This window comes from Pseudomonas sp. p106 (assembly GCF_003936645.1).
GTDB classification, from domain to species: domain Bacteria; phylum Pseudomonadota; class Gammaproteobacteria; order Pseudomonadales; family Pseudomonadaceae; genus Aquipseudomonas; species Aquipseudomonas putida_E.
The window spans coordinates 81,159-94,346 of record NZ_RHQR01000012.1 but is presented as its reverse complement, the minus strand read 5'-3'; the positions used below and the strand labels follow the sequence as shown (position 1 = coordinate 94,346).

At 45.3% G+C, this 13,188-nt stretch carries 10 protein-coding genes; all 10 read right to left on the bottom strand.

Annotated features, from left to right (window positions below):
- Window positions 1-1,281, bottom strand: a complete 1,281-nt coding sequence (locus EGJ09_RS16055; RefSeq protein WP_158621138.1) for a glycosyltransferase — start codon at window positions 1,279-1,281, stop codon at window positions 1-3.
- Between the two features lie 270 nt (window positions 1,282-1,551).
- Window positions 1,552-2,679: a DegT/DnrJ/EryC1/StrS aminotransferase family protein gene (locus EGJ09_RS16050; protein ID WP_125924338.1), complete on the bottom strand. Its 1,128-nt coding sequence runs from the start codon at window positions 2,677-2,679 to the stop codon at window positions 1,552-1,554.
- Window positions 2,680-2,684: 5 nt separating this feature from the next.
- On the bottom strand, window positions 2,685-3,143 hold the full coding sequence (locus tag EGJ09_RS16045) for an acyltransferase (RefSeq protein WP_125924337.1): 459 nt from the start codon (window positions 3,141-3,143) through the stop codon (window positions 2,685-2,687).
- Window positions 3,144-4,199, bottom strand: coding sequence for a Gfo/Idh/MocA family protein (locus EGJ09_RS16040; RefSeq protein ID WP_125924336.1), 1,056 nt, complete (start codon window positions 4,197-4,199; stop codon window positions 3,144-3,146).
- 25 nt (window positions 4,200-4,224) lie between these two features.
- Complete coding sequence (locus EGJ09_RS16035) at window positions 4,225-5,547, bottom strand: UDP-glucose/GDP-mannose dehydrogenase family protein (RefSeq protein WP_125924335.1); 1,323 nt, start codon at window positions 5,545-5,547, stop codon at window positions 4,225-4,227.
- 239 nt (window positions 5,548-5,786) lie between these two features.
- A complete protein-coding gene (locus tag EGJ09_RS16030; RefSeq protein ID WP_125924334.1) occupies window positions 5,787-6,890 on the bottom strand; it encodes a glycosyltransferase family 4 protein in 1,104 nt (367 codons plus the stop codon).
- Between the two features lie 7 nt (window positions 6,891-6,897).
- Complete coding sequence (locus tag EGJ09_RS16025; protein ID WP_125924333.1) at window positions 6,898-8,130, bottom strand: hypothetical protein; 1,233 nt, start codon at window positions 8,128-8,130, stop codon at window positions 6,898-6,900.
- 138 nt (window positions 8,131-8,268) lie between these two features.
- A complete protein-coding gene (gene asnB / locus EGJ09_RS16020; protein WP_125924332.1) occupies window positions 8,269-10,155 on the bottom strand; it encodes an asparagine synthase (glutamine-hydrolyzing) in 1,887 nt (628 codons plus the stop codon).
- Between the two features lie 5 nt (window positions 10,156-10,160).
- Window positions 10,161-11,384: a lipopolysaccharide biosynthesis protein gene (locus EGJ09_RS16015; RefSeq protein ID WP_256658441.1), complete on the bottom strand. Its 1,224-nt coding sequence runs from the start codon at window positions 11,382-11,384 to the stop codon at window positions 10,161-10,163.
- A gap of 239 nt (window positions 11,385-11,623) precedes the next feature.
- Window positions 11,624-13,027, bottom strand: coding sequence for a Wzz/FepE/Etk N-terminal domain-containing protein (locus EGJ09_RS16010; RefSeq protein ID WP_239539362.1), 1,404 nt, complete (start codon window positions 13,025-13,027; stop codon window positions 11,624-11,626).
- Window positions 13,028-13,188: the final 161 nt, after the last annotated feature.

The window sequence follows — 13,188 nt, the reverse complement described above, 5'->3', positions numbered from 1 at the left end:
TCAATTAGAAGTTCTGGATAAACTTTCTTCAACCACCGCGTCCAAATGACGGGCATAACCACTGTACACAGTCTTGGCTTCAAACTCTCGAGCAAACAACTTCTTAGCGCGACTAGACATTTCGACTTGAAGATCATCATCATCAAAAAACATAGACATCTTCTCAATCAACTCAGCAGAGCTGTTATAGATATAGCCACACTTTTCGGCCACCAACTTTTGACCTGAAATCCCGTCCAGCCAAGAAAAGATTGGCAACCCGGAGCTCAGGTATTCGAAAAATTTATTTGAATAAGAATTCTGATAATCAATCCGCCGATCTATTGGTTGCAGTGCAGCGACCGAATAGTCCCTCAACACCTTGAGAAACGTCGCATCTACCTCACCTGGAAGAATAACATTAGACAAGCACGAAAACCTTTCCTTAATAGCTTCTTGGTAGCTTCCAGACCCGCATAAAACAAAAACAATATCTGGATTAACTTCTGCAAGCTGCTGCGCTGCCTGAACAACAGGTTCAATGGCGTCATAGACTGTACGATTCAACCGCCCGGCAAAGTACACGACCCTTTGACCCTTACCCAAAGCAATCCCATGGGCAGCCCAAAAACCGAATGCTGCTTGACGATTTTGTTCCGAACAAATTATCGCCGTAGAATCGAAACCCAAAGGAAACACCACATCAAAGCGTGTAGGATGACGACCGGCATGTTTTAATAAATGACGAGTAAAAAAATCAGTAATTCCAATAAAGGAATGCGACTGCTTGCAAGCAAATATAAGATCGCGACGCATTTTGAAAGCCAGCAACCTAGCGGCGAGGGCTTTCCAACCTTTTGCTTCAGCCAATATTACTTCAGGCCAATAATCACGACAATCCAAAACGAGAGGAATGCCATACTCACGCGCCAATACCGCAGCCAACTTGCAAAGCGCGGGAGTCGGCATACTACAAACAATTAGGTCGGGAGCCCTAAGCTCTTTCGCTCGTTTTCGAATTTTGAGCTTGATTAAAAAATTGTCGATTATACGACCTACTGAAATAGCAGACTTATACTTAACTCCGCTATTTATGAATTCGTACTGTTGCCTATCGGAATATTTTACGGAGCAGGTAACCCCATAACGATGGAGACCAGTCAAGTGATTTAGATCTGAGCACCATCTTACAACGCTATGCCCATTGGCCACCAATTCGCGCTCGAGCATACCCATGCGGTAAGGCCTGTAATCAGCGTCTTGCGGTACCGGCTCCTCGAGCTTGATCAACCAAATATTCATCATGCCACCCTGGAATTATCTTTATAATCTCAATCAACGCATCAATAAAGTCACGCACATATTGCAATTTCATCAAATTACTCGTCGACAGTAAAGACGAACAAACTCAAAAACCTCTGTAAAACCCGACTTCGAAAAGAAACGATATTATTTAACGCAAAGAAGAATAAAAAAAGAACCATTACGAAGCAAACAACGCCTATGGGGCTCCCCCCATAAGCGTCGGTCATAAAACTACTGAGCAGCATGAACACTCAATAAAAAAAGTGTTCAACCGTTGATGCCGCTCCCTGCATCTCCGCCATCAAAGAAACTTCTAACCGCTCTGATGACCACATCTACCTGCTCGAAAGATAGATGCTCGCCAATCGGAAGACTCAGCAGGGTGCTATCTTGAGCATAATAGTTTGCTGTGCTATCTACCTGTTCCAAATAACTATACGCCTGAAGTTTGGGCAAAGCTTTAGGGTAATGAACACCTGTTTCAATCCCAGCCCTTTCCAAGAACGCCTTCAGTTCGTCACGCTGCTGCGTGCGGACTACAAAGAGATGATATACCTGCTTAGCCCAGTCTTGACGGACAGGAAGCGTTAATCCTGCTATACCCGAAAGCGCTTGCATATAACGATCAGCGATATCTATACGCTTAGAGGTCCAAGCATTGAGATGCTTAAGCTTAACACTCAAAATTGCGGCTTGAAGTCCGTCTAAGCGTGAGTTACGCCCTTCGAAAGCGTGATCGTACTTAGCAATACGGCCATGATTTGCAATCTGACGACACTTAATGGCTAGCGCTTCATTGTTAGTTACAATAGCACCGCCATCACCGTAGGCTCCGAGGTTTTTACCTGGATAAAAACTGAAAGCGGCAATATCACCAAGTCCACCGACTCGCTTACCCTCAAATTCAGCGCCATGTGCCTGAGCACAATCCTCTATGATGAAGATGCCCTTTTCCGCCGTTATTTCCTTAAGACGTTTCATGTCACAAGGGTGACCGTAGAGGTGTACAGCAATGATAGCCTTTGTGTTCGGCGTAATTTTCCGAAGGACGTCCTCAATATCAAGAACATAGCTCGCTTCGTGATTATCTACAAACACTACTTTATGTCCACAACGAGTCACGGCTTCAGAACTCGCGATGAAGCTATTACCAGGCACGAGCACTTCGCTACCAGCAGGTAATGCAAGAGCCTCTAAAGCAATTTCAAGTGCATCGGTCCCGTTACCTACACCGAGGCAGAACTTTGCATCACAATAACTCGCAAACTCCTGCTCGAAAGCGGCCACTCCTTGCCCGCCAATGAAACTTGAGTTAGCAAGTACTCCAGCGATTGCAGCATCAATATCTTCGCGAATAGAAAGGTATTGCGAGTGCAGATCCAAAAACTTTACCATTGATCTCACCTAATTTTCTTAGCAGGGTTGCCAGCATAGACACCTGGCTTTTCGATATTTTTTGTTACTACTGCACCCGCGCCGATCACGACATTGGAACAGATACTGACTGGCAATATAGTTGCATTACTTCCTATAGATACATTGTCACCAATCAGCGTTTCTTTCCAGAGCGTTTTATCCCCTCGAGCCGGACCGCCCGCGGAAAATAGATCGTTAACAAACATTACTCCATGGCCGATAAAACAATCATCGCCGATACTGACCAACTCGCAGATAAAGCTATGTGACTGAATTTTGCAGCGCTGGCCTATCACGACACTTTTCTGGATTTCAACAAAAGGCCCTACAAAAGTGTTGCTACCAATGCTGCAGCCATAGATATTCACAGGCTGTACTACAGTAACATCATGACCGAATTCTACGTCACGAACGGCAGAAAACTTCTCTATCGGATTGTTCATTTATGCACCCAACCGACACTTGCCTGTCGACTTGCTCAGGAATACTTCTTTGCCAGTTTCGATTGACTCGTAAATCGCAACGATGAGCGCAAGACTCTTGCGTGCTCCGTTACCGTCTACCAACTGAGGCTTGTCGTTTTTAATAACATCGACAACATGCTCATAGTATGCCTGATGACCAAACCCGTAAACATTGGGCGGGTTTACAGAATAACGGTCCATGACTTGCTGATCATCTTCTGTTTCTTCAGCGAAGCGCCATGCTTTCATCTCATTAACAGCAATCCCGCCTACCTCAACTGCACCGTGCTCACCCACAATAGACAGCGACCCCTCAAGATCCCTGGGACGAGTAGCGGTAGTAGCCTCAATAACGCCAAGTGCGCCACTCTTAAAGCGCAGTGTTACAACAGCCGTATCCTCTGCCTCAATATCGACTAATGCTGTATTCGCCATCGCATAGACAGATTCGACTTCACCCATCATCCACTCAAGTAAGTCGACATGATGGCTAGCTTGGTTAGTAAGAACTCCACCATCCATTGCCCAAGTTCCACGCCAACTATCCTGGTTATAGTAAGCTTGAGGTCGGCACCAACGCACACGCACAGTTCCTAGTACTAACTTACCAAAACGTCCTTGCTCTAGTGCTTCACGGAGTTTTACAACTGGAACGTTGAAGCGATTTTGTTTCACGACAAACAGCTTTACACCCGCCTCTTCACAGGCAGAAATCATTGCATCTGCATCTGCAAGCGTCAAAGCCATTGGCTTTTCCACTACTATATGCTTACCATACTCACTGAGAGCAATAACATTTTTTGCGTGATTTCCACTTTCCGTCAAGACAGAAACAACATCAATCTCAACCGACCTCATCATCTCATGCATATCTGCGAAATAGGGAACCTCGTATTTTTCCCCATATACTTTCGCTTTCTGCAGATCACTATCACAAACAGCTACTAACTCCCCCTGCCCAATGACTCCCCCACCAAGCAGTTCAGCATGACGCTTCGCGATACGACCACATCCAACTAATGCAAACTTAACCATGTTGTTTCACCTTAAATCGAAATACTTATGGGCGCCCAATGGAGAAATATTCAAACCCTTCCCTAACAACGGAAGCTGGATCATAAATATTACGACCATCAAAAATTAACGGATTCCGAAGACTAGCCTTAATTAGATCAAAATTCGGTGCGCGGAAACTTTTCCACTCAGTGATAACAACGAGGGCCTCGGCACCTTCGAGCGCTAATTCCTTTGTTGTGCAGAGTTTTAGCGAATCCGCATCTGGGTAAATTCGACGAGTCTCATCCATTGCCGCGGGATCATAGGCCTGAACAATAGCGCCTGCCTCCCACAAAGCCTCCATAAGAACACGACTCGGAGCTTCACGCATGTCATCGGTGTTTGGCTTAAAGCTCAGTCCCCAAAGCGCAAAGACCCGCCCCTTCAAATCCCCGGAAAAATAGTCTGAGATTTTATCAAAAATAACTGTTTTTTGGATCTGATTACGCGCTTCAACAGCCTTCAACACCATCGCATCGAACCCAATGTCGTCAGCCGTTTTGATCAACGCTTGCACATCTTTAGGGAAACAGGATCCGCCATAGCCCACGCCTGGATAGATGAACTCATAGCCGATGCGCGGATCGCTACCTATACCATTACGAACCTTTTCCACATCAGCACCAAGCTTGTCTGCCAGGCTAGCAATTTCATTGATAAAGCTGATTTTCGTCGCGAGTATACAGTTAGCAGCGTACTTAGTAAGCTCTGCACTGCGCGCATCCATTACAATAATTTTTTCATGATTTCTGTTAAACGGTGCGTAAAGCTCCCGCATTATATGCTCGGCTCGCTCACTGTCTGTGCCAACGATAATTCGGTCAGGCCTCAAACAGTCATTGACAGCAGATCCTTCCTTTAAAAATTCCGGATTCGATACGACATCATACGGAACGGATTTTGACCGCTGGGCCAAAACCTCATCAATTCTTGCTTTAACTTTATCTGCAGTACCAACAGGTACCGTTGATTTATTAATTACGACTTTATAGCTTTCGATCTGCTGAGCAATGGAAGTCGCAACATCTAAAACATATTTCAGATCTGCGGAGCCATTTTCATCCGGAGGTGTACCTACGGCAATGAACAAGACATCACCGTGACTAATTGCTGTTTTATAATCAGTAGTGAACTGGATGTTACCGCTTTCCAGATTAGTTTTAACTATAGTCTCCAACCCAGGCTCGTAAATAGGTATCCGGCCTTGAGAAAGCATTTCTACCTTAGCTTTATCAATATCAAGACACACAACTTCATGACCAACATCGGCCAAAACCGCCCCCTGAACCAACCCTACATAACCAGTACCAAATACTGTAACTTTCATAACACCCCGCTCACCACCGCCGCTACCATAGCCAACAGCCAATAATATAAATGCTTATCATATAAAATTGGCCAGCAACACATCTTGTTACATTCGTGCCTGCTTAATCATAATCCACCAAAGCAGGTCCTCTGCTTAATACTAGCCGAACTCTGTTTTTTAGACAAGCGCAAACGACGAGCAAGCATTACAGACAACTCGAAATAGATTAAGCATACTATATACGCCTTAATAGATTTTTAAACCATCTTTTGGTATAGCTCAACTAGCGTACGCTCTTCATTCAGCCAGTTATATTTCTCCTCTACAGCTTGACGACCATTACGCCCCATTTCTTCGGCCACAGAAGGGTTTTGGATTAGATAATCTATAGCCCGTGCGATATCTTCGGGATTAAGCGGATTCACACAAATCCCACACTTACTTTCCTCTACGATGTTTCGCCAGAGTGGAAAGTCTGAGGCTACAACCGGCAACCCTGCAGCCATATATTCAAACATCTTTACTGGTAGAGCCTCAAGGTAGTTAGGAGCAGGATGCAAAGTGACCAACCCACCCCTAGACTCTTTAAGCGTCGCTTTAACCCCATCACGATCCAAATACCCTAAAGGCTTAGTACGCACCCACCCCTTAGAATTCTCTAGTGTTTGTGCCAAAGCATCATTTTTTAATGCCCCCGCAAATGCCAATGTTGTTGTACCACTGACGTACTGGATCGCTTCGACAACCTCCACGACACCGCGAATTTTATCAACGCTGCCGATGTAGCAAACCTGGTCTTTTTTTTCAGGCCACGAAGCGTCGATAATCGCCAGTTCGTCCAGCATAGGAAAATTGTTAACTGCAACACTTGCTGGATTAATCGAGATAAATTTATCACGTATGTGCGGGGTAGCAGCAACAACCGCATCCAACCGAGAGCAAACCCAGGACTCGTACGCAGAAAACAACTTTGAAATTAACCACTTACTAGGTTTATTTAAATAGGGTTTACCCAGAATTTGCATTGGTACGTCCTCGTGCGAATCGAAGACCACCTTTTTACCATTCCTTTTTAGCTTGTATCCTACGGGAAGAAGCTCAGGGTCATGAATGTGATAAATATCAGCATTAACTTTTACTGCTTCCTTGTAAATCTTACTAGGCGTCCTTAACATCCGAGCCAAACGCCCTCGGCTGCAACCTACGTCATGAAAGCACACACCTTCTTTAATTTCACTTCCCTTCCCGTCAGCAACAACTAGATGAACTTCATGACCGACACGGACCAACGAACGACATTCTTTGTAAAATATACGAACATCATACCTAGGATGGACAGATGTCAAATGTGCAATCTTCATGACTTCCTCATTGCTTATCATGTGCAACGCTAATCTGGATTGTTTTGGAACGGGACACACGAGAGAGATAGATAAGAATTATTGCCATACCAAAACCATGAGTCAGCATGACAGTAAATAAATCTGACGAGACCAAAACACTCCGTAACGGAACTACGGATATGGCTACCGCAATCCAAATCGGCATACTTTCACTTGCCATATCGTTGATTAGTCTCAAAATAAACCCAATAATCACTGCATAAAAAAACACACCAAGTAAGCCGGCATGGGCAAACCCGCTAGAAACGAATCCATTATTAGCACCCAGGCCAGGGCGATTTAAATACTCCCCTACCACGTATGGAACACCAAGCTCCCCATAGGGATAAGCCGATAAACTTGAAAGCACAGAATTCGACCAGTAAACCTGTGGATGACTACTAAAAAAATCGAAGTAAACAAAGCACAAATTTGCAGGCACAAAAAAAACTCGTCGCGAAAACATTGAACTCAAAACTATATCCCCGAAGAGATAAAAACTAAGGAGTGTACAACCTATCACGACTATATAAGCTACTGGCAGCAATATCAACGAATTGGAATATCGGAAATACATCCACGAGCCAAACACCAATAGCGGGATAAACAGTATTGACTTATGAGAAGCGATTGAAAAAAAATAAACCTGCGCGAGCAATAACAGTACCACAAGGAAATAACGCTTATACATCAAAGCGAAACTTATGAGGTAAATAGAAAAAACTTGATAGGTCCAGTTATTGGTGTATGCTAAAATCCCACCCCCAGTTAATTCACTATTCGCTTCTCGGTATTGATACACCTCCGCCAAATCCAAATTCGGCCGAGCGCCCGACATCGCAAACCAAACAATTAAGAACAGAACAAAAGCGAGCGAAACTACAATTGCCAATGCCCTACCACCAGTTAATACTGGCAAGTTCTTAACACTCAACACATTGACCCGGGACATAAAATAGATTACATACAATGCTGCGATAGTTACTAATACCGGAAACAATGGCTTGTTAGAATCCAATCCGTAAAGAGATGTCAATGGCGCAACAATAGATAAAATCGCCATAGCAAAAAAATAATGGCTGACTTTCCTTACGCGATCTACCGCACAAGCAAAACTAATTAAATATACAACCCATGAAATAACATATTGAGAGAAATCTATGCTTGAACTAAACCCCTCAGAAACAAAAAACTCAGATATGATATTAGCATAGGACAAGTCAAGCACCGCCCTAAATGCAATAAGCGCCGTATAAAATATAGTTCTATTCGCGCTCAACTTTAAACCCACCGATCGCATATGCCACCAACCAAAACCGAGCCACTGCATAAGCCCAATGGCAGACCATCCCAAAACCTACGCTAGAACAGCTTGATACCATCGATAAAAGTTAATCCATCTCCAGACTTCCGCACTAAATTTTGCCTTACCATTAATAGCTCTGTCAAAACTACTCAGGATTTGATCACCTCTAATAAATGGTAGTTCTAGATCCACCTCCAGCCACTTACGAATTACTGGAGCGTTACTGAGCAACAGATCTTTTTCAGGAGTTTGAAAACCGATTTTGTCACGCCGATCAAGCGATTGGTCGGGTACAATACCGCGCATTGCGGCACGGAATATGTGTTTGGTTTCACCACTATCAGAAATTAGATAATGCTCAGGCAGCGATAAAAGAAACTCTGTTAATCCAGTGGTAAGGAAAGGGACTCGGCTTTCAATAGAGAAACGCATTGAGTTTCGATCACCATGCCTAAGTAGATGCTGCAATCCTCGGTAATGAAGAGAAGTCGCCAACTCAGAGGTCAATCGGCGCCCCTGCAACTGAATATCACAGTGCCGGCGTGTATTCTCGCAGCGAACACCGCCATCCGCTAAAACTCCTCCATCAATCCAGGACGGGACATTTTGTCTACCATCAAGCGCCCTCAAAAAGTCGTTAACTCGTCCCGAGGTAAACTGCCCTAGTGCCGAACCAACGGCCCATGTAAGACTACGCCCCGGCCATTTGGTCCATTTGTTAAGGAAGTTTACTGCACGCGCGTATTCCCCTCGTTCCACCATGCTCCGAATTCGCTGACCTGGGTAACCTGTATAGCCGGCTAGCATCTCATCCGCGCCTTGGCCATCTAGAGTGACGGTGACGCCACAGTCCCTCGCTAACTGGTAGACTCGGTATTGCGCATAAATACTAGTACTACCAAAAGGCTCACCTTGAACCTTTATCAGATCATCTAAGTCTCGAATCAAGTCTGTCGGAGAAACAATTACTTTGTTTGCATGAGCCCCAACATACTCATTTATCTGGTCTGCCCAATACTCTTCAGAAACAGTACTACCCTGAGCGATATAGCTAAAGGTATGGATAGGCATTTTAGGGTCGATATAACGCATTGCGCAAACAACAGCGGAGGAATCAAGCCCCCCCGACAAGGCAGCACCTAACGGTACATCGCTGCGAAGGTGTAGCCGAATACTGTCCAAAAAGCGCTCACGCAATTCGTCTGCCGCAGCTGCAAAGCTTAAGTCATTGCGCTCTTGCAAGGTGGGTGTGTACCAGCGCCTAAGCTGCAATAGTTTACAGTTATTAATATCAAAGGATGCGATATGCCCTGGGGGAAGATGAAAAACATCCTTGAAGAAAGTCTGATCATTAGTATCGTAATCGCCATGAGTCAGATAATCATAAGCGCGCTGCCAATTTAACTCGGCACGACCACCTTTCAGCTCTTTAACAGCAGATAACTCGGATGCAAAACACAAACCACTTTTTTCAATTGAATAAAAGAATGGCTTTATACCAAATGCATCTCGCGCACAGTGTATAGTCGAGTTCCAATGGTCATATATTGCAAACGCAAACATCCCGACAAATCGCTTTAAACTCGCCTCCTGCCAGTGTTGCCACGCAACTAGAAGAACCTCAGTATCAGAGTCGGAAACAAACAAGTACCCGAAGGACTCCAATTCGCTACGCAACTCTTTGTAATTATAAATTTCCCCATTGAAAACCATGGAGTAACGACGATCTTGTGAGTACATGGGCTGATGCCCTGCCTCTGAGAGATCTATAACAGATAGACGCGTATGACCAAGCACAACGCAACTATCATTTATAGTTTCAACTTCGTACCCTGAGTCATTTGGCCCGCGGTGCCGAATTGTAGCTAGCGCCGATTTAACCCGTGACTCAAGCGATGAGTCTACTTGCTTCCAAACCCCACCTAGAATTCCGCACATAAACCCTACCTAAAACTATGTTGTTTTGTACCCAAAAGAATAAAACAAAAATACAGAAAATATAAGATTATTTCATGAACAGTGAACGCAAGGATAAATGTACCAAGCTCTGCCCCTTTAAAAATATACAAAGTCGAAATAATTGTCACAAAATAGATACATTGCCACAGGGTACCCATTCTTACATTGTGCTCCATTGCGAGCACCATGCTTAGTGGACTTACCGCAAAACGTATCGCTACTGCAAAAATTAATATTGCGGCATAACCGCCGGCATCGCGCCATGCCTCGCCAAAGACGAAACTGAAGAGTTCCGGCCCTAAGAACCAGACAACCAGCACCAGAGGCACCATGAGCATCAGCAGTACTATGAATACCTTTAATACGAAACCAAATAGTCGCTCGGGCGCTTCGCGATGCAGGCCGACCAACTTCTGAAACAAAACCTGTGACAAGGCAGCCGAAATCAAACTCATAGGTAAATTTAGCGCTCTAAACATCAGACTAAAAACACCTACAACGTGAGCCGTATTAAATTTACTCAAGATCAGAACAGGCATCTGAATCGCCGCATTATCGAGCAACGCCCCAGCGCATGAATACTTTGGAAATTTTATATATTCTTTAGCATTTTTTCTGATTTTATCTAAAGTTACAGCATGCAAGATGGATCGATCTTCTCGCCATATTTTGCTAAGAAATACAGACGCAGCTACCGCCTGCCCGACAATATAACCTAGGATTAACCCTCCGCCAGCCATACTGCTCAATCCAAGTTGAGCAGACGTCATCCCCCCCCCTTGCACCATTCGACTAACCGCCAACCGTCTAAAATTAGCGGCGCGATTATTCCAGTAATTCAACGATTGCCATAGACCTGCGACAAATACACTAACCGGCAATAAGTACAACCAGGGGCCAATCGCTGGGACCCCAAAAAAACCTTGAATAGGCTCGTTAAAGGCCAAAACCAATATAAACAATACAAAACTTATCACTGCTGCGATACTAATCGCCAGTACAACAAGACTGGCAGCATCATCATTCTTCTCTGGAAGCATCACTGCTAATTCGTAGCGTGCTGTTGCCACAACAGATATCATAGCTGCTACCGACATATAAAGGGCCAAAACCCCGAAATCTTCCGGCTCATATAGGCGCGTTAAGATCGGCATAGCCGCAAGAGGTATGGCCTGCGCAATTGTTGTGCCGGTCATCAAAGTCAACACATTTCGGGCAAACTGCCCCTGCTTCCCTTTGACCCTCGCAAAAAACCTTAACACGCGCCACTCACAATATCTTGACTATCGAAATTAATGGCAGCCTCACGAAACAATATCGATATAGAACCTCCAGACAACTCAGGCATACTCAAGGCAAGCTCTCCTTCGAATTTTATCACTGTCATTTTATAATCTGCAGCTGCTGACATTATGTATTTACCACATATAACACCTAGCACCATCCATTAACTCTGCGCAACACCAGACAAACAAGCTTGGCAACTATCACAAATCTGCTTTAAACCTTTATCTTCAAGCGTACTCATTGAGGATAACCGAGTTTCGGAAACCCGCTGGACAGAACCTTCAAGCACTCGTAGTTGTCGTAAGTGATCTTTGAAAGCACTACGCAACAGAGCAATAACTGCACCAATCAGTGTGCCACCGATTAGTGCTAACAGAATAATTATAGATCTACGAGGCTTGACTGGCTGACCTGATGCTACTGCACGCTGATCAATACTGACTAAGCGCAAGCCTTGCAACTCGGTATCAACGGACTGCAAGCGCGCACGTTCCACACGCAGGGCTTCAATGCCTTCCAGAAAGGCCTGTTCGTTATCCCGGCTCCTAATCGCCTGAACATTGCGGTTGGTCGTGAGTAGGATCAGTTCTTTGCGGATTTGCCCGATTCTCGGCTCGACGAAGTCGTCGGAGGTACGCTTGCTCAAGGCAAGGCGTTCCGCCTCGAGCACCTCGGTACCCATAAAGTAAAGTGGCACCGGCCTGCCGTTAACCTCAGTTCGAATGACATTGCCCCCTGCCATAGCTTCATCAGCCATCAACGAGGGGGTAGAGGGCTTCTTCAAACCCAGGCTTCGAGCGACACCGATTGCCTCGTCAAGCTCTGCAACTCGTGCCTCGCGTCTTAGCTTAAGCTGGACACGTAGTGCCTTCAATTCATCATTCAACTGCGCACGCTTGATAGCATCAGCTTCTTCAAGCCGTGCGATGCGACCTTCGTTTCCAGCTTGATACTCCATCATCGCAGAGCTCAATTCAGCATTCACTTCATTCAGCCGATTAGCCACAATGATCTGCATATCCCTGGACAGCTGAGCACGCTCCCGCTCGACCGCAAAATCAACGAAGTCGTTAAGAATCCCCGCACCGTCAATGCCCTTGTCATAGCGCATTTTCAAACCAATAAAGTCGCTCAGCAAATCGGTTCTCTTCGGGTCAGCCTGAACTACGCTAAGTGCGCTACTGTTAAAGTCTTCAAATGCCTGTTCAACACTTTGGCCTTCAACCTGAAAAGCATCAACTAGGTCTGGCCTTGAACGGAAAAAGTCTAGTCGTGCATTATAAGAGTCTAGCGTCGCACCTACGCGCTTGAGTGCTTCTCTTGGCGGTAATGAGTAGATCTTTGAACGATTCAACTCATCCAACTGGTTCAGAGCTACAGGCTTTAAAGTTGTGGACGTCTCGTAGACTGGTGTAATTGAGTACGCAATAGCGGCACCGAAGAACGCACAGGCGCCACCAACGGAGATAATAAAGAAGCGCCGGCGCCAAATGGTACGGAAAACTCTGAAAATATCGATCTCGCCAGAAGCGGCCATGGAAGGTACGCGTGCCACATTGTTCATTACTTGCCTGCATTGCCAACGGGAGTTAACCAAGACAGGCAAGGTAGATCAGCGCTTAATGCTCGCTCTTCCAGCTATCCATGTCATAGGCGACGAAGGTGCATTGTTGCACCTTCAGCATCGGACAACAACGCTTGCGGACACCCCCAGGGGTGATAAGT